The sequence below is a fragment of the Parasphingomonas caseinilytica genome, from assembly GCF_036663755.1.
GTDB lineage: Bacteria > Pseudomonadota > Alphaproteobacteria > Sphingomonadales > Sphingomonadaceae > Sphingomonas.
Genome location: NZ_JAXOJL010000006.1, coordinates 20,691 through 42,154 on the forward strand (window position 1 = coordinate 20,691; position 21,464 = coordinate 42,154).

General features: G+C 63.2%; 16 protein-coding genes, 1 tRNA gene and 1 pseudogene. 10 read left to right on the top strand and 8 right to left on the bottom strand.

Annotation, left to right across the window (positions count from 1 at the left end; all coding sequences use genetic code 11):
- Positions 1–102: 102 nt before the first annotated feature.
- Both U1738_RS13285 and traA read right to left on the bottom strand, forming a co-directional pair.
- On the bottom strand, positions 103–687 hold the full coding sequence (locus U1738_RS13285) for a DUF6118 family protein (RefSeq protein WP_332789538.1): 585 nt from the start codon (positions 685–687) through the stop codon (positions 103–105).
- A gap of 9 nt (positions 688–696) precedes the next feature.
- A complete protein-coding gene (gene traA / locus U1738_RS13290) occupies positions 697–3,519 on the bottom strand; it encodes a Ti-type conjugative transfer relaxase TraA (RefSeq protein ID WP_332789539.1) in 2,823 nt (940 codons plus the stop codon).
- A 138-nt stretch (positions 3,520–3,657) separates the two neighbouring features.
- Between traA and U1738_RS13295 the strand changes: the two genes are divergently transcribed.
- The 3 genes from U1738_RS13295 (at position 3,658) to U1738_RS13305 (ending at position 5,522) form a co-directional block, all read left to right on the top strand.
- Entirely contained in the window at positions 3,658–3,993 is a 336-nt protein-coding gene (locus tag U1738_RS13295) for a conjugal transfer protein TraD (protein WP_332789540.1), read from the top strand.
- On the top strand, positions 3,950–4,231 hold the full coding sequence (locus tag U1738_RS13300; protein WP_332789541.1) for a conjugal transfer protein TraD: 282 nt from the start codon (positions 3,950–3,952) through the stop codon (positions 4,229–4,231). The genes U1738_RS13295 and U1738_RS13300 overlap by 44 nt, the downstream gene beginning before the upstream one ends.
- A gap of 208 nt (positions 4,232–4,439) precedes the next feature.
- On the top strand, positions 4,440–5,522 hold the full coding sequence (locus tag U1738_RS13305) for an IS110 family RNA-guided transposase (protein WP_332789542.1): 1,083 nt from the start codon (positions 4,440–4,442) through the stop codon (positions 5,520–5,522).
- A 245-nt stretch (positions 5,523–5,767) separates the two neighbouring features.
- On the opposite strand, the pseudogene U1738_RS13310 reads toward U1738_RS13305, so the two are convergent.
- The 3 genes and pseudogenes from U1738_RS13310 to U1738_RS13320 form a co-directional block, all read right to left on the bottom strand.
- Positions 5,768–6,690: pseudogene (locus tag U1738_RS13310) on the bottom strand (HEPN domain-containing protein).
- Between the two features lie 70 nt (positions 6,691–6,760).
- Positions 6,761–7,093, bottom strand: coding sequence for a sigma factor-like helix-turn-helix DNA-binding protein (locus U1738_RS13315; RefSeq protein WP_332789543.1), 333 nt, complete (start codon positions 7,091–7,093; stop codon positions 6,761–6,763).
- Positions 7,090–8,013, bottom strand: a complete 924-nt coding sequence (locus U1738_RS13320) for an ArdC family protein (RefSeq protein WP_332789544.1) — start codon at positions 8,011–8,013, stop codon at positions 7,090–7,092. Before U1738_RS13320 ends, U1738_RS13315 begins: the two co-directional genes overlap by 4 nt.
- Positions 8,014–8,520: 507 nt before the next feature.
- Between U1738_RS13320 and U1738_RS13325 the strand changes: the two genes are divergently transcribed.
- Both U1738_RS13325 and U1738_RS13330 read left to right on the top strand, forming a co-directional pair.
- Positions 8,521–8,730, top strand: coding sequence for a helix-turn-helix transcriptional regulator (locus tag U1738_RS13325; protein ID WP_332789545.1), 210 nt, complete (start codon positions 8,521–8,523; stop codon positions 8,728–8,730).
- 100 nt (positions 8,731–8,830) lie between these two features.
- The gene (locus U1738_RS13330) at positions 8,831–10,114 is read left to right on the top strand and encodes a hypothetical protein (protein WP_332789546.1); all 1,284 of its coding nucleotides are present in this window, start codon (positions 8,831–8,833) and stop codon (positions 10,112–10,114) included.
- A gap of 32 nt (positions 10,115–10,146) precedes the next feature.
- Here U1738_RS13330 and U1738_RS13335 read toward each other — a convergent pair whose 3' ends face one another.
- From U1738_RS13335 to U1738_RS13345, 3 genes are all read right to left on the bottom strand, one after another.
- Complete coding sequence (locus U1738_RS13335; protein ID WP_332789547.1) at positions 10,147–11,367, bottom strand: hypothetical protein; 1,221 nt, start codon at positions 11,365–11,367, stop codon at positions 10,147–10,149.
- 61 nt (positions 11,368–11,428) lie between these two features.
- Positions 11,429–12,649 (bottom strand): tyrosine-type recombinase/integrase, encoded by a 1,221-nt coding sequence (locus U1738_RS13340; RefSeq protein ID WP_332789548.1) that lies wholly within the window; start codon positions 12,647–12,649, stop codon positions 11,429–11,431.
- Between the two features lie 163 nt (positions 12,650–12,812).
- Positions 12,813–12,899, bottom strand: a tRNA-Leu gene (locus tag U1738_RS13345).
- 101 nt (positions 12,900–13,000) lie between these two features.
- On the opposite strand from U1738_RS13345, the gene U1738_RS13350 reads away from it, so the two are divergent.
- From U1738_RS13350 to gltB, 5 genes are all read left to right on the top strand, one after another.
- Positions 13,001–13,936, top strand: a complete 936-nt coding sequence (locus tag U1738_RS13350) for a complex I NDUFA9 subunit family protein (RefSeq protein ID WP_332789549.1) — start codon at positions 13,001–13,003, stop codon at positions 13,934–13,936.
- 21 nt (positions 13,937–13,957) lie between these two features.
- Positions 13,958–14,764, top strand: coding sequence for an undecaprenyl-diphosphate phosphatase (locus tag U1738_RS13355; protein ID WP_332789550.1), 807 nt, complete (start codon positions 13,958–13,960; stop codon positions 14,762–14,764).
- Positions 14,765–14,923: 159 nt separating this feature from the next.
- Positions 14,924–16,372, top strand: a complete 1,449-nt coding sequence (locus U1738_RS13360) for an NAD(P)-dependent oxidoreductase (protein WP_332789551.1) — start codon at positions 14,924–14,926, stop codon at positions 16,370–16,372.
- The gene (locus U1738_RS13365) at positions 16,369–16,950 is read left to right on the top strand and encodes a DUF2059 domain-containing protein (RefSeq protein ID WP_332789552.1); all 582 of its coding nucleotides are present in this window, start codon (positions 16,369–16,371) and stop codon (positions 16,948–16,950) included. Before U1738_RS13360 ends, U1738_RS13365 begins: the two co-directional genes overlap by 4 nt.
- Positions 16,947–21,464 carry a glutamate synthase large subunit gene (gene gltB / locus U1738_RS13370; RefSeq protein ID WP_332789553.1) on the top strand — a complete coding sequence of 1,506 codons (4,518 nt, stop codon included), beginning with the start codon at positions 16,947–16,949 and terminating at the stop codon, positions 21,462–21,464. The genes U1738_RS13365 and gltB overlap by 4 nt, the downstream gene beginning before the upstream one ends.

Genomic DNA, 21,464 nt, shown 5'->3' on the forward strand with positions numbered 1-21,464 from the left:
TACATTGCGCGCTCGCCGCCATCTGGTAAGGCCGCAAACCGATCCTAGATCTTCAATGGACCCATACGACGGGGCGTGTCGTTGGTAGGTCCTTATCGACCCTTATTCGCCTTGGGATCGACGCGTTGATGGTGCAGTCGCAACCATGCGCTTGCCTGCTTCCAGTTGATCTAGGCCAATCGTCCGCGCCGCCATCCACTCTGGCACACGCCAGCTAGCGGGAAGGGACCGTGCAACCGCACCCGGCAGGATCGACATCAGCAACATCCCGCCGATCGCGCTACCCGCGCTCGCCCAAATGACCCATTGCCATTGACGATCTGCCGCCTGTCCGCGCTCGACAATGCCATCAATCCGTCCGATCGACCGCGACAAAGCGTCGCGCGCCTCCTGCAACAGCGCGTGATCCTCGGCACGGGCATCAACGCTCGCTTTGCTGATCGCCGCAGTAAGGCTGGCCGGCGATAGCCGGGCTGCCGGACTCCGTTCGATCCGATCGATGCCTTCGGCCGCTTCCTTCAACGCTTTGGCCATCTGGCCGAGCGTTGTGCTGTAGTCCGGTATACGCTCTCGGGCTGCCGTCAGCCCTTCAACCGCAGCGCGGATAAGGCTCGCCTCGCCGCGCAGCGCTTCGAACGCCTGGGTGAAGTCTTCAATCGGGCTGGTTTGGGTCGGATCGTCGGTCATGATTCGCGCTTACAGGCCCAGCCCGCGACCACGCGAGAGGGCGGGTACTTGCTGGAGGTCATGGGACAAAGATGCGCCGCTCAGCTTGCCGATTCCAAGCTCTTTCACACGATTTCGAAGCAGCGACTCGAGCTGGGGATCGCGATGAAGACTCTTGGCCATGTCGGTCATGCGTTCCTTCACCCGGTGGATGGCATCATAGTCACCAGTGCGATCGAGCCTTTGCAGCGTGCGCGTATTTTTCTGCCAATCAGCTACGAACTGATCGGCACGTTGTGTCGTGTCGATCCGAAACTCGGCCTCAAGCGTCATCGCGCGGATCGCCGCAGCGGTCTTGCCGCCGGCGGCCTGGTCGACCAGTCCAAGATCAGCATTCATGGCGCTACGTAGATCGCGTGCAGCGTCCGGCCGCACGGCGTTGAGCGCCCTGCCGGCTTCGGCAAAGGCGATCTTCTGGTGCGGCAGTTCCGGCAGATTAGCCTTGCGCATGCGCAGGACATCCGCAGCGGCGCGAGCATAGCGCTCGACAGCCTTGTCGAGCGGAGTTGGCTGAGGCTCGATTGCTGGCGCGGGGTTGATCCTAAGCCCGGCGAACGGATTGCGCGGCGGCGACGGTTGCGGCGAGCGCGTCGGCTCTGGCGCTTGCCGATAATCCGACGCCATATCCTTGCCGCGCTCGCGCGACAGCGCCCGGACCAGCTTGCCCTGGTCGGCGAAGTCGTCGCGGCCATAATGAAGATCGACGCTGTCGCGGTGCCGCGACAGCGCGACATAGGCAGCGTGTCGATCGAGACCGGGCGTTGCCAGCACATGCACGCGATCAACCGTCATGCCCTGCGACTTGTGCACCGTCGCGGCATAGCCGTGATCGATATTGGCATAGTCCTCCACGTCGAAAGCGACCGATCGACCGTCATCAAGCATCACCGCCATCCGGCCTTGCGTGACCGACTGCACCTGCCCGAGCGTGCCATTCTTCACGCCAAGGCTGTGCTCGTTCTTCAGGAACATGACTCGGTCACCGGTCGCGAACTGGCGCTCGCCGCGCTCGGCGCGCACAGCGACATCCTCACCAAGCGCACCGCCTGCACGATGCCGCTCGCGCGCCGCGATGTTGAGCGCGCGGACCTCGTCATTGGTGTGGGTGAGGATGATCCGCGTAGCACTTGGTGCAGCGCTGCGATCTCGATCCCAGCGATCGATCAGCTCGCCCCTCGCCTGATCGCGCGTTTCGGCGGCGTGGACGCGCCCGCGCTCGTCGTAAGGAGCGATTGCCTCGGCCGTCCGCCCGGTAGCGAGTTGCCGGGTCGCGTCGCGCTGCCAGTCGTTGCGCTGACGGCGAATCTGCGTGATCTCGACGCCGCCGTGGCGCTCGGCGGTCGCGCGGAATGCGCCGCCCGCCTCGATCGCCTGAAGCTGCTCGGGGTCGCCGACCAGGACGACCTTCGCGCCGCGCTTTTCGGCTTCGCTGATAACGCGTTCCATTTGGCGCGTGCCGATCATCCCGGCTTCATCGATCACCAGCACGTCGCGGTTGGTCAGCAGTTCGTGGCCCTGCGCCCATTGATGCTCCATGCTCGAGATCGTGCGTGACGCGATACCAGAGCCGCTTTCGAGATTCTCGGCGGCAATCCCGGACAGCGCGATGCCATGGACGGAATAGCCCGCCCCCTCCCATGCCTCGCGCGCGACACCGAGCATCGCCGACTTGCCAGTGCCGGCATAGCCAATGACGACACCGAGGCCCTTTGCATCTGTCACATGCTCATACGCGCTGCGCTGCTCGGGCGAGAGCAACATGCCCCGCGCCGCCGCCCGCGCCAGCGCGGTGTCGCGGTGGCAGTCGGCGACGGCGTGATGATCTCGGTTCGCCATTGCCCCAGTCGCGCGTTCGAGCCGCTGTTCGGTCTCGATCATCGCACGACTGGTGAAGCGCTGTTCGCCGCGTCCGTCCTTGCCGAGCGCTACCAGCTCGGGCGCGGCCTTCACCGCCGCGATCACTCGGTCGAACTGCTCTTTCCCGTCGCTGTGCCGATGGACGAACATCGCGAGGTCGCGGTTGGTGAACGTGGATTGCTGGTGCGTAATCGCGTCGAGTGCGAGCGCCGGGTTCGCCAGCAGCTTCTCGCCGTTCGCGCGGGCAATGGCCTGGTGCTCTTCAAGCCGTTCGGACTCCAACCCCTGCGCCGCCATGCGCGACGCCGCCGGCCCGACCTTGTGCTGTGGCTCAAGCTCGATCCCCTGAGCCTCAAGCGAGCGGTGGTCGATCCACGCATCGATATCGAGTTCGGCAAGCCGCTGGTTGACGTGTTCGCACCAGCGCTCCCGCCATTTCTCCAGAAGGTCGGTGCGGTTCCAGTCGCGGTTCTTCTTGGCGAATCCGTCCTCGCCCACCTCGCGCATCGTTAGCATCACATGCGCGTGCGGCTTCGGCATTCCGTCGGCGCCCACGTCCCAATGCACATTGAGATCGGCGATCATCCCGCGATCGACAAACTCGTCGCGGACGAAGTCGCGCGCGAGCGCAATACCAAGTTCTGGGGATAGCTCGCGCGGGATCGCGAACTCGATCTCGCGGGCAAGCTGCGCGTCGATCCGCTTCTCGGCCGCCTCGACTTCGTTCCACAGCTTTTCGCGATCGGAGAGATGCTCGGACGCGCCGTCCGGCAGCATCACCTCGGAATGGACCACGCCCGCCTTGTTCGAAAAGTCGTGGCACCGGTTGAGCCTCTCGTCGTGCAGTCGGGAGGCGGAGCGGTAGGCAGCTGATGCGACGGCGCTCGAACCGGCAGTGCGCGAGATGACCTTGGCCGAGAAATGATAGATCGCCATGACAGCAAACCACTTACACTTCAAAAGCGACGTCGGCACGACGTATAAGCGCGCCCTCAAAAGATTTCATCATTTTCGGGACAGGGTCGTCCCACAATATTCCACGCTGTTTACGCTGATCGATTGCTTCTCTAACTGGTGCGTTCTTACATCTCAATTGAGGGCACTTCTATGCACAAACTCCGTGATTTTGATTCGAAGCTGCAAGCGCTGACCGATAAGGCGAAGTTGCTCCAAATGCGCAAGCTGCATCAGCTCGGCCAACTCGTCGTTGCCACCGGTGCCGACGCCCTCTCGATTGAGCATCTTGCCGGGCTACTGCTCGCCGGGGTTGAGAGCAAGGATGCGAGCGCTGAGGAGAGCTGGCGCACGCGCGGCGCGGCGTTCTTTCAGCGTAAGAGCCGGGCTGGTCGGTCAGATCAGCGCGACAATGGCGTCGCTGCGGCGGACAACCGCGGCACGTCACCGGCTTGAAGCTGATCGTGCGCGCAGCGATACGCGAGCTTGGGTCGTGAAGCGTCGGGAACGAACGCGTCAGTTGATCGAGCTCGGCGGACTGGTCGTGAAGTCTGGGATCGTCGACCTGGTCGATGACGATCGTGCCGTCATTTACGGTGCGTTGCTCGAAATGACCATGATGCTGCGCGACGAGAGCCGCAGAGACTTAGGCCTCCTATGGCAGAGACGAGGTCGCCGTGGTTTGAGCACATAATTCATCGATGAGGCACGTGGGCGCCTACGTTATGCTGTAGAGAGTACCGCCGCTGCACCGAGTCATATTTCTCGACTTGTGGTCCCGTGATATTCTTGCTGTTGGTTTGTAATCGGCGTAAGCTTCGCCGTCCTTAGGGACCGGATGGCGGTACTTCGAAACTTCGTTTTAGGCGGGTCGTCGTGAGGCGCCGGACCTAGCGCCCAAATTGAAGCTCGCCAACGCAGCATTGTCTTGGAGCATCGCGATGCGAAAGCTTTGGGTCGGACTGGACGTGGGCGAGAAAATTACGAACGTCTGCGTACTGGACGAAAGCGTTGATCCAATTCTCGAATTTTCGACTGGGTCATCGCCATCCGAGATTGCGATTGGACTTTCAACTCTCTGCAAGCCCGACATCGTGGCAGTCGCGATGGAGACGGGATCGGTCGGTTTACCGAAAAGACTGATCGCGATGGGTTTCCCCGTGCGGGTCCTAGATGCGAGAAGTGTTCATCGCTTTCTTTCCATTCGTCATCATAAAACCGACGTGAACGACGCGAGAGGTTTGGCAGAGGTTGCCCAACTCGGCAATTTGCGCTCGTTGGAAATTTTCATCCGAGGCTCCGAAGCGCAGCGCGTGCGCAACCTGCTCATCACCCGAAACAGCATGGTAACGATGCACGTCGGCGCGAGGAATTCGCTTCGATCGAGCTTGCGCAATCACGGTAGTGAGCTGACGACTTTGAGAGTCGGCAAAGCACTACGTTTGCAAGTGGAAGCGGAGCTCAAGAGCATCACGTCGTTGAACGGAATGACCGCATCCAATCAGATCCGACCTATGCTCGACGCCTGCGAAATGCTGGCCAGCTACATATCGACTCTCGATCTCCAGGTCAGGCAGACCGCCTTCTCGAACGTCGTCACCAAACGGTTCATGGAAATTCCGGGTGTCGGCCCGATCTGCGCGGTCTCTTTTTTCTCCGCGATCGATGAGCCGCATCGTTTCGATCACACCACCGACGTCGGCGCATATCTTGGCCTGATACCGAAGATCAGCCAGTCCGGAACAGCAACCTATCGGTCTCGGATAACGAAGTCGGGAGACAGGATGACGCGGACACACCTCGTCATGGCGGCGGGGGTGATGATGTCTGTCGCGAAGAAGCGCTGTGCCATTAGCGACTGGGGCGTGACGCTTGCAAAGAGGATAGGTTATCCGAAAGCACGAATGGCCGTGGCGCGGAAGCTCGCGGTGGCAATGCTGAGCATGTGGAAAGCCGATAAATCATTCGATCCCTATCCGACTTAATTACAGCGCTCCGCCGAGGGCGGCGGGCCCGGACTCCGCACCAAGGAATGGAGCGAAAATCTCCGTCCCCATTTTGGAGCCGAGCTTGAATGATCGATATGATCGGAAATGGCCGGGTGACCGATGCGTATGTCCAGATCGCAAGATTAAAGGTGTCGGTGCGTTGTCCCAACTGCGTTCTCAACTCCCGGCTTAATCGGCCTACCGATTGATGGTGACTCAAGGTTATTCGGCAAGCAGCAGAGTTAGGCAACGGCGCTCTGCTGCAGCGCGGCAATATGCTCCTCACAGATCACCTCCACGACGTTGCCGAGCGCTTCGACTCGCTCGCTTAGCCAGGCGAGTTCGTCGTCGCTGATCCGGTAATGCTTTGAGTATCGAGCCTTCACATAGGCTTCCTTGAGCTTTTCAAACCGCGAACGATCGGGCTTCGTCTCGCGCGGCCAGACGTCGATCAGCCGCGGATCGATCCGCTCGGCCTGAGTGCGCAGGAAGCCGAGGTTGTGCACGTGCGGCGAATAGAATGAACAGACTAGGAGAACGCAGTGAAAATATCGCTCTGCTGCTTGATGAAGTTCGAAAGCGGCTTTGTTCTGCCAACCCCGTGCCGAAGCCTCTCGACCCTGAATTAGGAACTGCTCAGCGCTGGGCAGCCACTCCTCAAAATACTCCCGCGCCATCGCCAGCGCTTGGTCGGGCGTCTTGGGTTTCGGCTCGGGAAGATCGGTATCGTCGCTCTGATAGATGGCGATGCCGTCGCGGGCGATGTCGGTGAAGAAATAACGCCCGTCGGACAGTCCGGCGGTCACTTCGCGCCATGTGTGAACGATGAAATTGACCGGCGTGCGCAACGTACCGGTGATCGCCAGTTCGCGGTTGAGCGTGTCCTCGGCGCTCGACCAGAATTCGATGCGGTCGGTGAGCTTCTCATAATTGACGATGACCAGCAGATCGAAGTCGGACTGGTAGCCCTTGGCGGTGTGCGGTTCGTCGACCCAGCCGCCGCGCGCAAGCTGCCGTACAGGATGACCTTCAGGATGCGCGCCTGCTTCTTCCAGTCCGACGTGGCGATCGCGGTCGCATCGGCAAACTGCTCGAACAGGATCTGCACGACGCGTTCGAGTTCGCGCTGCTTCGCCGGGGGCAAGTGGTCGAGACTGGTCTGCATCGCCTCTCATCCTAACGCGGGGCGGACGGTTGGGACAGCCTCGCCGGCATGGCCGACGAGGCTTGGCGGATTATTGTTGGAGCCACGCCCGAAAGCGTTGCCAGCGGCGTTGCCATAGTGTGCGTTCGTCGCCGTCCATGAACCGCGACAGATGAACCATAGTCCTAGTCACATGTCGTTCGACCTGCCGCGGCGTGAGACCGACGATCCGCCCGATCTTGGCATAACCGAGACCGTCAAGCCGGTGGGCGAGGAATATCTCCTGCGTGAGACGCGGCAACGCCAGCATAGCGCGCTCCATTGTCGCGAGGTCTGCTGCGTCCTGAGCGCCAGAGCCGGGCGCTAGCGAACGCTCAGACCCGCTCGGCTGACCGGCTCGCGAGTCGTGTTGATTGTTGGTCATGCCTCCACCTCCCGCTCGGTCGCATCGCCGTGCTCGGGACAGAAACCGAGCAGATAATCGGCCGCTTTGCTGGCGGCGCTCGCCGCGCGAAAGATAGCTTTCTCATCGTTTCGCAGCACGGCAAGCCAGCTGCCGATATAGTCGGCATGACGCACGATCGGCTGGATCGACAGCGACGCACAATTAAAAGCGCTAGCCATCTCCGCGATTAGCTCCTCGCGGGCATAATCGGGATTGCCGAATCCGCCCCGCTGGTCACGGTCCAGGCGAGTGCGATGACCGGTCCAATGGCCAAGCTCGTGCAACGCGGTGCGATACCAGTTCATCGGCTCGCCGAACGCCGCCTGCGGCGGCACCGCCACGAAGTCGCCGCCCGGCGAATAATAGGCTTCCCCGCCCCCGATCCGAAAGTCCGCCCCGATGGCGGCGATCAGACACTTCACCTGGGGCAGGATGTCGACCGCGATCGATGCGTCCGGAACATCCACAAATGCGTCGGACAGCCCCTCGCACTGATCGACGTTGAACACCGTAAAGCGCTTGAGGAACGCGACCTGCCGCGCGTCGCGATCCTCGTCCTGCGCCCGTCCCTCTTCGCCTTTGGGCGTGAAGCGATCGGCGTAACAAACGACGGTCCCTTTCTCACCGCGCCGGACATTGCCGCCCGCCGCCTGCGCTTGCCGATAGGTCAGCCAGCGCTGCGACGCGTAGCCGCCCTCGATCACCGCCGCCCACAGGATCAACACGTTGATACCTGAATAGCGTCGCCCGTCGCCCGCATTATGCGGCATGGTGCAGCCGCATGCCGCACCGTCCCAAGGTTGAACCCATGGCAGCCGCCCCGCTTCCAGCTCGGCAATTACTCGCGATGTCACCTCGGCATAAAGGCTCTGCCGATGGTTTCCGGTCCTTTCTTCCATCTTCCTCACTCCAAACACCGCAACCGGCGCCGGAATGGCGGGGTGGGCGGCAGGAGCGGACCGGCAGTCCCGCTGGAGCGGCGGGTTGCACCCGAAGGGGCCAACGTGTGCCGCACCCGAGGCTTGCCTCGGGTTGCTGCCCGCCGCGGCGGGACTAGAGGGAAGCGACGCCCACCCCGCCAGTTCGAGTGCCGGAGGCACAACGCCATCGCGCCTGCGCGATGCCAGCATACCGGAGCGAAGCACCGGCACACGTCATGCGATCGTCATCCGAACGGACCGAGGCGCCGAAGAGCGACTCGGCGACGCGCAAGCGGCGTAGAGCGCGGTCACGCCTAAAGGCGTGAGACGCCCTGGGATTCCAACCGCAAAATCGGCCCCTACGCCAGCGCAAGTTTTTGGGCGCTGTAGGGCGATCTTCGGCCAGCTTTGGACATGCCCCCTTGCGCCTTCCAAGATCCTAATCCTGTTCGCGGGGAGCCAAAGCGAAGCAGACAGGATTATGCCATGACCGACGCTCCCGACCGTATCCTTCGCCTGAAGGCGGTTCTCCAACGGACCGGGCTCAGCCGCTCGACGATGTACCGGAAGATCCAGAATGGCACATTCCCGAAGAACGTGCAGATCAGCACGCGCTGCACCGGCTGGCGAGAAACGGCGGTGAACGATTGGATGCGCAATCCGATGTTTTACAGCGCATACGAGCACGACCAATAGGGTTCGGCGTAGCCGCGAGTATCGGGTGCTCGATTGTCTCGGTCGGTTTGCGAGAATTCTCAGCTATATGTGCTGGAGCTAAATTTAGGATGCGAAAGCGTTGAGCGATTTCAAGAGTTTCATGGCGAGCGACGCCGGTGCATCGGCCCGCTATCAACAGCGGCGCGGACGGCGCGTCCACGTCAGCATCGATAATATTGAACCGCAGTCGAAGAAGATGTCGCCCGTTGATCGGGCCGCCTTCCAGACTGCGGTCGCCGAACAACTGACCTCGTTCAAGCGCAGCACCTTCACTGGCAACGTTGCGCTCAAGCTCGATCTGGCGACAGCCAGCAAGTCGCCGCCGCACGCGCATACGATCGCTAAGAACCTTCTCGACCTGCTTGGCGAGCGAATGGCGGTAGTGGATTGGCCAAAGAAGAGCCTGTTATACGCCGATGATCGCCAGATTCAGGCCCTTTCGGTGTTGTGCCGTCACGGCGAAGGCCATCCCAGCATCCGCATCGAGGCCAGACCGTTCAGAGCCATGCTCGATGACCTTGAGCTCGCGGCCGAGGCTCTTCGAGCTGCCGAGAGTATGAAAACCTACCAGGAGCAAGAGCGCGAAGGTGAGTGGATCGACACGCTTCGCGATCTTGTTCAGGACGAAAGGTGCCAACGCCAAGCACTCGGCGACGAGATGTACGAAGCCTACTGCAAGATCGTCCGTTGGAACGCGCAGCGCGCGCTCCTCGGCCGCAGCGGCGTCGATATACCGGTCCTGAGCTGGATGTACGGCCTGCCGAGGGGAATTCCGACCGGGTTCGACAAGACCATGTGGGCGCAGTTGGTCGGCGATTCGAGGTTTCGGCTCCAGGTTGGCGAACTGCCGATCGCGACCGGTGGCTCATCCGCCTTCAAGCAGAGGGTGTCGGACGAAGTCGCCGCGTTCAAGAAGCGCTGGGACTGGATCATCAATCCGCTGGTGATCGCAGTCGCACTGGAGGTCGTTGTTCGACCGAACCCCAAGACGCCACCAGCGGTCCTCCACGATCTCGACAATATCGTCCGGGACTATCTCATTCCCGGCATCGTTCCGGCTTTCGGCACCGTCTCTGACCAACGCTGGACGATCGATTTCGACGAGTTGCGCGAACGCGACCCCACCCTCGCGAAATCATGGGGACCTAACCCGACCCCGCCAGCGGGAACGAGGAATGGCGTGACGCGCTACGAGGTCTGGCGCCTGCCGGCCGTAGAGGGCAAGCCCGGCTTTGTTAGCGTAGCCCTTGTCTCCGATATGGACGCCAAGGGCGACCTGATGGATCAGATGGACGAGCACATCAGCGAATGGCGGGACAACCTCTCAGGTGATAGCCGCAATCCTTGGCGCCGCCGCCGGTAAGAGCCCGTCGGCGTCATCGACGCGATTTCGTCCTAATACCTGCGCACATGAAAACCGAAATCGTCGGTCTCGCCAAACAGGCGCTCGCCAGTGAAACGCTCTTCCAGCAATGGAGCCGAAAGCCGACCCTCTCGCATTGTCAGATGATCAGCGGCCCAAGCAAGAAAGCTGGCCACGCGTGGCGTCGGATCGACGGGCGCTTGTTTTGCAAGCAGCGCCATCAGATCGCGAAGCCGGTCGAGTTCCTGGAGTTCTCCGAGGATCGCGCCAAGGGCTGAAGCGCGACGCTCTTCGATATGCTTGGCGCGCGCCTCAAGCTCGTGGAGACGAAGCACTTCCTCCACGCGCTGCTGCTCCGCCGCACGCCTGAGCCTGTCCTCGGTCTTGGCAGCCGCGAGCACGGCGAGGCCAACTGCGATGTCCACCGTCATGTTTTCGAGCCGCTGGATCTTGGCATCGCGATAGCTGCGACGCGGTGAGGTGCTGCCCCAAAGATAGACCTGTTCGAATTCGAACGAGAGTTGCCCGGTTGGCCGATAATCCCATTCGGGAAAGCGCGGTCGGTCAAAGGCGTAGGTGCGCCAAGAATCAGTCTTCGATGCCCGCTCCCGCTTCAGGAGCCACGCATCTTCCTTCGCCTGTTCGGCCTGCGTCAGGACGTGCTTCTCGCGCTTGGTCAACTCCGAGATCGTAAACCCGACACTCTCGGCCTCATTGCTGAATCGCGCGGAGGGCTCGCCATCGATCAGGCGAAACCCTTGCATCGCTGCTGCCTGCACGATCTGGCCCAAGATCGCACCGAGACGATCGATCGTCTCGGGCGCGACTTCGCATTTGATGAGCCCAGGTCCAGCAACCGAGACGATGCCGATGGGCGAAGGCTTGCCCTTCCTCAACTTCGCGAGCGTGCGCTCGACAATCGGATGCGGCGCCGCGTCGGGCTTCTCCCCAGAGGCCAGGATACGCGCCTGTTCGCGCACCGCCGCAATCGAAGGCTGCTCCTGAGATAGTTCTCCACCGGCAATGGTGATCTTGTCGCCTGACCCGGCTTTTGTCTTGGGAAGTGGCGTTAGCTTGACGTTTTTCCCAGCCGCCTTCTTCGCCCACCATCCGGGTGGGGGAGTGGGAACGTCATGTTTCCTGCTAATCTTGTGGAGCGCGACATCCGAGATCGCGAAGTCCTTCGCCAAGTGAGTCATCGGCTTCGACCAGACGAGGTCGTAGAATTCGCTGCGGGTGAAAACTCTGGCCAAGGTTCATCCTCCCAAACGCAATCGTGTCAGCGGCCGTTCGGTGTCGAACGACGGGGTGCGATCACGCCGCCTTCCTGTTCATCGAGCGCGCGAGTGCTTCGGCACGAAGGCGGTCCAGCTCGTCGGACCATGCCTGCATCATGCGGACGCGCTCGTCCCAATACTCGCCTCGGGCATAGACCCGCCGCACTGAGTTCGCGTCGACATGGGCAAGCTGCCGTTCGATTGCGTCCGGGGTCCAGTTCCCGGATTCATTGAGCAGCGTGCTCGCCATCGCGCGGAAACCGTGCGTGGTCATGCGGCCTCCGCCATAGCCAAGGCGCTGAAGTGCCAAGTTCAGGGTGTTCTCGCACATCGGGCGATCGCGCTTCCCCTGACACGGGAATAGATAGCGATGCTTGCCGCTTACGGGGCGGATGTCAGCGATGATCGCGAGTGCCTGCTTCGACAGCGAGACATGGTGCGGCCGACGCATCTTCATCTTCTCCGCCGGGATCGCCCAGACGCCTTCCTCGAAATCGAACTCCGACCACTCTGCCTGGCGCAGCTCGCCTGGGCGTACAAACAGGTGTGGCGCCAGCCTTAGGGCGACGTGGGTCACGCGGTATCCGTCGAACCCATCGATCGCGCACATCAGCTCGCCGACTTCTGCCGGCTTGGTAAGCGCGGCGAGGTGCTTCACCTTTGGGGCGGTCAGCGCGCCGCGCAGATCAGCGCTCACATCACGTTCGGCGCGGGCCGTAGCGACCGCATAGCGGAACACTTGGCTGCAAGTGCCGCGCAGGCGGCGTGCCGTTTCATAATGGCCCTTGGCTTCGATACCGCGCAGGACCTCATACACCTCATGGGCGGAGATGCGATTAATCGGACGGGTTCCAAGCTTGGGATAGGCGAAGTCGAGCAGCCAGCGCTGCTTCTGCAACGTGATTTCCGCGCGGCCCTCGCGCTCGCATTTGCTGTACCATTCCTCGGCCACGACCTGGAACGTGATCTGCTCGGCAAGCTTTGCGGCTAGCTCTTCCTCACGAGCAGCGGAAACCGGATTCTTCCCGTCGGCGAGAATCTTCCTAACTGAATCGCGCTTAGCCCGCGCGTCGGCAAGGCTGACATCTGGAAATACGCCAAGAGCCATCGTTTGCTGCTTGCCGCCCCACCGATAGGCCAGTCGCCAGTAGCGCTGCCCAGAGGGCTGAACGAACAGATAGAGGCCGCCTGAGTCACTGACCTTGTACGGACGCTCCCTGCCCTTGAAGGAGCGGACTTCCAATGCGGTGAGAGCCATGTTGGTATCTCCCATTGTTGGCACCCGGAAATACCAACAATGATGCCAACATCGGATCGGGATGCAGTGGCACGTCGCGGGTCTTCCCGAGCCAGTTTATGGCAGAAAACCGTGGTTTTTTCAAGCTTTCGGGATCGTCTGGGACCCCCTGAAAAGGGGGCCCTGGTGCCCAGAAGAGGACTCGAACCTCCACGGCCTTACGACCGCCAGCACCTGAAGCTGGTGCGTCTACCAATTCCGCCATCTGGGCACGGGGTAGGGGGCGGCCTTTAGGGGTGGGGTGACGGCCTTGTCAACACAGCAGGTGCTGGGGCAAGGGGATCGGCGGAAATAGTTGAGGCAGGCGGTGTGATGAAGGACAGGCTGGTTACGCTGATCGGGGGCGGCGGATTCCTCGGGCGCTATGTCGCGCAGGATCTGCTGAAGGCGGGTGCGCGGGTGCGGATCGCGCAGCGCGACCCCAAGGCCGCGTTCCACCTGAAGACGCAAGGCGGATTGGGGCAGACGCAGTTCGCCGCCGTCGACGTGACCAAATACGATTCGGTCGCACGGGCGGTGCACGGATCGGACGCCGTGGTGAATCTGGTCGGCATCCTTTCGGGCGACTTCCACGGGATCCAGGTCGAAGGCGCGGGCAATGTCGCGAAGGCCGCAGCCGCGGCCGGCGCATCGGCGCTGGTGCAGATCTCCGCAATCGGCGCGGATGCCGAATCGTCATCTGCTTATGGCCGGTCCAAGGCCGAGGGCGAGGCCGCGGTGCGTGCGGCCTTCCCAAGCGCCACGATCCTGCGGCCCTCGATCGTGTTCGGGCGCGAGGACCAGTTCGTCAATCGCTTCGCCGCGATGATCTCCGCCGCGCCGGTCGTGCCGGTGTTGCGGGCGGGCGCGAAGTTTCAGCCGGTGTATGTGGCGGATGTTGCCAAAGTTGTCGCACTTTCGCTTTCGGAGCCGGATCGTTTCGGTGGCAAAACGTATGAGCTGGGCGGAGCGGATGTGTTGACGATGGGGCAGTTGATCCGCTGGATCGCCACTGCGATCGGGCGCGATCCGACGATCGTGGAGCTGCCGGATTTCGCGGGTTCGGCCCTGTCCAATCTCGGTTTCCTGCCGGGTGCGCCGATCACACGGGACCAGTGGAAGATGCTGCAGAGCGACAATGTCGTAACCGGCACCGACGGGCTCGCCGCGTTCGGCATCACACCCACGCCACTCGACGCCGTCGCGCCGGGCTGGCTGGTGCGCTATCGCCGCGAAGGGCGCTTCGGCACGCTCGGCCAGGCCGCCTGAGGCCTTGAGAGGGGAAGTTTCGTGGACCTGTTGATCATCGTCCTGCTCGGCATCGTCGAGGGGGTGACCGAATTCCTGCCCGTATCCTCGACCGGCCACCTCATCCTGGCCGGCGCGCTGCTCGGCCTGCCGCAGGCGGATGCGACGTTCGACATCGTCATCCAGCTGGGCGCGATCCTGGCAGTGATCGTGTTGTTCTGGGGGCGGTTCATGAAGGTCGGCCACGGATTGCTCGCGCGCGATCCTGCGGCGATCCGCTTCACGCGCAACGTGCTGCTCGGCTTCCTGCCCTCCGCCTTGGTCGGCGCGCTCGCCTACAAGGCAATCAAGGCGGTACTGGAGGCGCCGACCGTCGGGCCATTGGTGGTGGCGATCGCCCTGATCGTCGGCGGCGTTCTGATCCTGATCATCGAGCGGCTGTCCAAGACGATCGTCACTCGCTCGGTCGAGGATATGCCGTGGCGCACGGCCCTCACCATCGGCGTGGTGCAGTGCCTGGCGATGATCCCGGGCGTCAGCCGATCGGGCGCGACGATCATGGGCGCTCTTACGCTGGGCGTGGATCGCGAGACGGCGGCGGAATACAGCTTCTTCCTCGCCATTCCGACGATGATGGGCGCGACCGCACTGGCCTTGTTCAACAGCCGTCACGAATTGGGTGACGCGCACCTGACCGCGATCGCGATCGGCTTCGTCGTGTCGTTCCTGGTCGCACTGGTGGTGATTCGCTGGTTCGTATCCTTCGTCGGGCGGCACGGGTTCGCGCCATTCGCCTGGTATCGGATCGTCGCCGGCATCGTGGCCCTGATCGCGCTCGCCTACAGATAAGACCGGTTCGGCCATATTATCTACTGGCCGCTGGCTGATTTAGAAGCATTTCTTGATCGACGGCGTATATAGGTAAGCTTAGCTTACCTAAAAGTCGTTTCTGTCGTGACTCCAGTGTAAATTTGTAATATTGGGTCCGCGATCAAGCGAGCGAGACCCATGACCGAAACCATGCTGAAATTCGTGGAGACGCCCCAGGCATTCCCCGGCAAACGCGCACCAGAATTGCGCGCGGAAGATTTCCGCGAGATCGCCGACCGCTACGCAACCCCCACCGCCGAGGATCAGGCCGGACGCTGCTCGCAATGCGGCGTGCCCTATTGTTCGGTGCATTGCCCGCTGCACAACCACATTCCGGACTGGCTTCGCCTGACCGCCGAGGGGCGGCTGCGCGAGGCCTATGAGCTGAGCAATTCGACCTCGACCATGCCCGAGATCTGCGGCCGCATCTGTCCGCAGGACCGGTTGTGCGAGGGCAATTGCGTGATCGAATTCTCCGGCCATGGCGCGGTGACGATCGGATCGGTGGAGAAGTTCATCACCGATACGGCGTGGGAGGAAGGCTGGGTCGAGCCGCTCGCCGCCGGCCGCCCACGCGGGCAATCGGTCGGCGTGGTCGGCGCAGGCCCGGCGGGGCTGGCGGCGGCGGAATATCTGCGCGGTTACGGTTATGAGGTGCACGTCTACGATCGCTACGATCGCGCCGGCGGGCTGCTGACCTACGGCATTCCCGGTTTCAAGCTGGAAAAGCATGTGGTGATGCGCCGCGTCGAACGGCTCAAAGAGGGTGGCATCGTGTTCCACGAAGGTTTCGAGGTCGGCCGCGATGCGAGCCTCGACGAACTGCGCCAGCGCCATGACGGCGTGCTGATCGCCACCGGCGTGTACAAGCCGCGCGCGATCCGGGCACCCGGCGTCGGCAGCCATGGCGTGGTCGATGCGCTCGATTTCCTCACCGCCTCCAACCGCAAGGGCTTCGGCGATGCGGTGCCGGCGTTCGACGATGGCTCGCTGAACGCCGAGGGCAAGCATGTCGTGGTGATCGGCGGCGGCGATACGGCGATGGATTGCGTGCGCACCTCGATCCGCCAGGGCGCGGCATCGGTGAAGTGCCTGTATCGCCGCGACCGGGCGAACATGCCGGGATCGCAGCGCGAGGTCGCTAATGCCGAGGAAGAGGGCGTCGAGTTCGTCTGGCTCTCCGCCCCGGAAGCGTTCGCCGCCGCGAGCGCCGCCGACAACAAGATAACGAGCGTGAAGGCCAGCCGCATGCGCCTCGGCGCACCCGATGCGAGCGGCCGGCGTGCGCCGGAAGTCGATCCGGCGGGCGGCTTCGATGTGCCGGCCGATCTGGTGATCAAGGCTTTGGGCTTCGATGCCGAGGATCTGCCGACGATGTTCGGCGCCCCCGAATTGGGCGTGACGCGCTGGGGCACATTGCTGGTCGGCAAGACGCTGATGACCAGCCTCGACGGCGTATTCGCGGCGGGCGATATCGTGCGCGGGGCCTCGCTGGTGGTGTGGGCGATCCGGGACGGGCGCGATGTCTCGGCAGCGATGCACAAATATCTGAGGGCCAAGGCGGCAGCGGCGAAGGTGGCGGCATGAAGAGCTTGATCCTCGCCGCCTTGTTGGCACCGATCTCGGTCACGGCGCAGGCGACGGCACCGCAAACCGCCGTCACGAGCGCACCCGACCCCGTGCGCGTGGCCGTCGCCCGCCGGCTGATGGATCAGATCATGCCGCCCGCGACGCGTGATCAGATGATGCGATCGATGATGGGTGCCATGTCGCAGAACATGGTCGGGGCGCTGCGCCAGAACCCCGAGCTCAAGACCGCGATGGAAAAGCTGCCGGGTGCGCAGGGTGTGTTCGATCGCTTCATTCAGCGCCAGATGGAGGCCGGGACCAAGGACCTGATCGCCAGTCTTCCCGGAATGCTTGATGCGATGGCCAATGCCTATGCCCGTCGCTTCACGCTGGCACAGCTGAACGAGATGGCGGCGTTTTTCGCGACGCCGACCGGACAAGCCTATCTTACGCAGGCCCCGACGATCATGGCCGATCCGGATGTCGGGGCGTGGATGAACCAACTCATGACGCGATCAATGCAACGGCTGCCCGACCAGATGGCGACGCTAAAGGCTGAAATCGAGGCGTTGAACAAGAAGAAGAGCGGATCATGAGCATGGAATCCGAACGCGAACGCCTCGCCGTCGAAGGCATGTACCGCCCCGAATTCGAGGGCGACGCTTGCGGCGTGGGTCTCGTCGCGGCGACCGACGGTTCGCCGTCGCGCCGCGTGGTGCAATCGGCGATCGATGCGCTGAAGGCGGTGTGGCATCGCGGCGCGGTGGATGCCGATGGCAAGACCGGTGACGGCGCCGGGCTGCATGTCGATCTGCCGCTGAAATTCTTCGACGATGCGGTCGCCGCATCGGGCCACAAGGCAATGCCGAACCGGCTGGCAGTGGGCATGATCTTCCTGCCGCGCACCGATCTCGGCGCGCAGGAGGATTGCCGGACGATCGTGGAGGCCGCGATCATCGAGGAAGGCTATACCATCTATGGCTGGCGTCAGGTGCCGGTCGACGTCTCGGTGATCGGGCAGAAGGCGCAGGCGACGCGCCCTGAGATCGAGCAGATCATGATCGCCGGGCCGTTGCCCGACGAACAGTCCGCCGCCGAGTTCGAGAAGAACCTGTATCTCGTCCGCCGCCGGATCGAGAAGCGCGTGATCGCGGCGCAGATCCAGGGCTTCTACATCTGCAGCCTGTCATGCCGGTCGATCATCTACAAGGGCCTGTTCCTCGCGGAATCCCTGTCGGTCTTCTATCCCGATCTGCAGGACCAGCGCTTCGAAAGCCGCGTGGCGATCTTCCATCAGCGCTATTCGACCAACACCTTCCCGCAATGGTGGCTGGCGCAGCCGTTCCGCTGCCTGGCGCACAATGGCGAGATCAACACGATCCGCGGCAACAAGAACTGGATGCTCAGCCACGAGATCAAGATGGCGAGCCTAGCGTTCGGCGAGCATAGCGAGGACATCAAGCCGGTGATCCCGGCCGGCGCGTCCGACACCGCGGCGCTGGATGCGACGTTCGAGGCGATCTGCCGCTCGGGCCGCGATGCGCCGACCGCCAAGCTGATGCTGGTGCCCGAAGCCTGGGGCCCGAAGGGCGAGATGCCGCGCGCGCATCTCGACATGTACAAATACCTCGCCTCCGTCATGGAGCCGTGGGACGGGCCGGCGGCGCTGGCGATGACCGATGGCCGCTGGGCGGTCGCGGGCATGGACCGCAATGCGTTGCGCCCCTTGCGCTATACGCTGACCGGCGACGGGCTGCTGATCGTCGGCTCCGAAAGCGGCATGGTCGTGGTGCCCGAATCGACCATCGTCGAGAAGGGGCGATTGGGGCCGGGCCAGATGATCGCGGTCGACCTGGAAGAAGGCCGATTGTTCAAGGATGTGGAGATCAAGGACAAGATCGCCGGCGAGGCGGACTATGCCGCGATGATCGGCAAGTTCCTGAGCGTGGACGACCTGACGGCACCCCCGGGCGACGCCTGCACCCGCTTCCCCCGCGGCGAGCTGACGCGCCGCCAGATCGCCGCCGGCCAGACGCTGGAGGATATGGAGCTGATCCTGTCGCCGATGGTCGAGGGCGCGAAGGAGGCGATCGGATCGATGGGCGACGATACGCCGCTCGCCGTCGTATCGGACAAGCCGCGCCTGATCAGCCAGTTCTTCCGGCAGAATTTCAGCCAGGTCACCAATCCGCCGATCGACCCGTTGCGCGAACGGCACGTGATGTCGCTGAAGACGCGCTTCGGCAACCTCGCCAACATCCTCGACACCGGGGCACGGCAGGACGGCGTGCTGGTGCTCGAAAGCCCGGTGCTGACCGGTGCCGATTGGGCGCGGCTGAAGGGATTCTTCGGAGCGCAGGTGGCGGAGATCGACTGCACGTTCGAAACCGGCGGCACGCCCGAAACGCTGCGCGGCGCGATCACGCGGATCCGGCAGGAGGCCGAACAGGCGGTGCGCGAGGGCAAGAGCGAATTGTTCCTGAGCGACATGGCGATCGGGCCGGATCGCGTGGGGATTGCCGGGGTCCTCGCGGCGGCGGCGGTGCATACGCATCTCGTGCGCAAGGGCCTGCGGTCCTATGCCAGCATCAACATCCAGACCGCCGAATGCCTCGATACGCATTATTACGCCGTGCTGATCGGCGTCGGCGCGACCACGGTGCATGCTTATCTTACCGAGGCGTCGATCGCCGACCGGCACGAACGCGGCCTGTTCGGCGATCTATCGCTCGACGAGTGCCTGAAGCGGCATCGCAAGGCGATCGACGAAGGGCTGCTGAAGATCATGTCGAAGATGGGGATCGCGGTGATCTCCTCCTATCGCGGCGGCTATAATTTCGAGGCGGTCGGTTTGAGCCGCGCTTTGGTCAACGATTTCTTCCCCGGCATGCCGGCGAAGATTTCGGGCGAGGGCTATGCGTCCCTGTTCGTCAACGCGACCGACCGGCATGAGGCGGCGTACGATTCGGTCGTCACGCACCTGCCGATCGGTGGCTTCTATCGCCAGCGCCACACCGGCGAAACGCATGCTTATTCCGCGCAACTGATGCACCTGCTGCAAAGCGCGGTCGCGACCGACAGCTATTCGACCTATCTGCAATTCTCGCGCGGGGTGGAGGCGTTGCCGCCAGTCTATCTGCGCGATCTGCTGCAGTTCAACTTCCCCGACGAAGGCGTTGCGGTCGATCAGGTCGAGGCGATCACCGCGATCCGCAAGCGCTTCGTGACGCCGGGCATGTCCTTGGGCGCGCTCTCGCCAGAAGCGCACGAAACGCTGGCGATCGCGATGAACCGGATCGGCGCGAAGGCGGTGTCGGGCGAAGGCGGCGAGGACCGCGCGAGATATACGCCCTATGCCAACGGCGACAATGCGAACTCGGGCGTCAAGCAGATCGCCAGCGGGCGCTTCGGCGTCACGGCGGAATATCTCGGCGCGTGCGAGGAGATCGAAGTCAAGGTCGCGCAGGGCGCCAAGCCCGGCGAGGGTGGGCAATTGCCCGGCTTCAAGGTGACCGAATTTATCGCGAAGTTGCGCCACGCAACTCCGGGCGTGACGCTCATCTCGCCGCCGCCGCACCACGACATCTATTCGATCGAGGATCTGGCCCAGCTGATCTACGATCTGAAGCAGATCAATCCGCGCGCGCGGGTGTGCGTGAAGCTTGTTTCGTCGGCGGGCATCGGCACGGTCGCGGCGGGTGTCGCCAAGGCGCATGCCGATGTCATCCTTGTCGCGGGCCATGTCGGCGGCACGGGTGCCTCCCCGCAGACCAGCATCAAATATGCCGGAACGCCGTGGGAAATGGGCCTGTCGGAAGTCAATCAGACGTTGACCCTCAACGGCCTGCGCGGGCGCATCAAGCTGCGCACCGACGGGGGTCTGAAGACCGGGCGCGACATCGTCATCGCGGCAATCCTGGGCGCGGAGGAATTCGGCATCGGCACGCTCAGCCTGGTGGCGATGGGCTGCATCATGGTGCGGCAATGCCATTCGAACACCTGCCCGGTCGGCGTCTGCACGCAGAACGAGGCGCTCAGGCAGAAATTCACCGGCACGCCGGAAAAGGTCATCAACCTGATGACCTTCATCGCCGAGGAAGTGCGCGACATCCTCGCGCGGCTGGGCTTCCGCAGCCTGGACGAGGTGATCGGGCGCACCGAATTGCTGCGCCAGGTCAGCCGCGGGGCGGAGCATCTCGACGATCTCGATCTCAACCCGATCCTCGCCAAGGTCGATGCGCCGGACGACCAGCGCCGTTTCAGCCTGACGACGTGGCGCAATGAGGTGCCCGACAGTCTCGACGCGCAGATGATCAGCGACGCCGCCGCCGTGTTCAGCCGGGGCGAGAAGATGCAGCTGACCTATTCGGTGCGCAACACGCACCGCGCGGTCGGCACGCGCCTGTCGAGCGAGATCACGTCGAAGTTCGGCATGTCCACGCTCGCCGACGGCCACGTTCATGTCCGCCTGCGCGGCTCGGCGGGGCAAAGCCTCGGCGCGTTCCTGTGCAAGGGCATCACGCTGGAAGTGTTCGGCGACGCCAACGATTATGTCGGCAAGGGCCTGTCCGGCGGCAAGATCGTCGTGCGCCCGATGGTCAGCTCGACGCTGGCGAGCCAGGACAATACGATCATCGGCAACACCGTGCTGTACGGCGCGACCTCGGGCAGCCTGCTCGCGGCGGGCCAGGCGGGCGAACGCTTCGCGGTGCGCAATTCCGGCGCGACCGTGGTGGTCGAGGGCTGCGGCGCCAACGGGTGCGAGTACATGACCGGCGGCATCGCGGTGGTGCTGGGCAGCGTGGGCACGAACTTCGGTGCGGGGATGACCGGCGGCATGGCCTTCGTCTACGATGCCGACGACAGTTTCGAACGCCGCGCCAATCCGGAGAACATCACCTGGAATCGCCTGTCCTCGATGCATTGGGAGGCGGTGCTGCTCAACCTCGTCCGCGCGCATCATGCCGCGACCGACAGCAAATGGTCCGGCGCGTTGCTCGACGATTGGGGTCGTGCGGTGGAGCGCTTCTGGCAGGTGGTGCCGAAGGAAATGCTCGGCCGCCTGGCGCACCCGCTGGACGACAGCCTGGAGGTGATCGCGGCGGAGTGA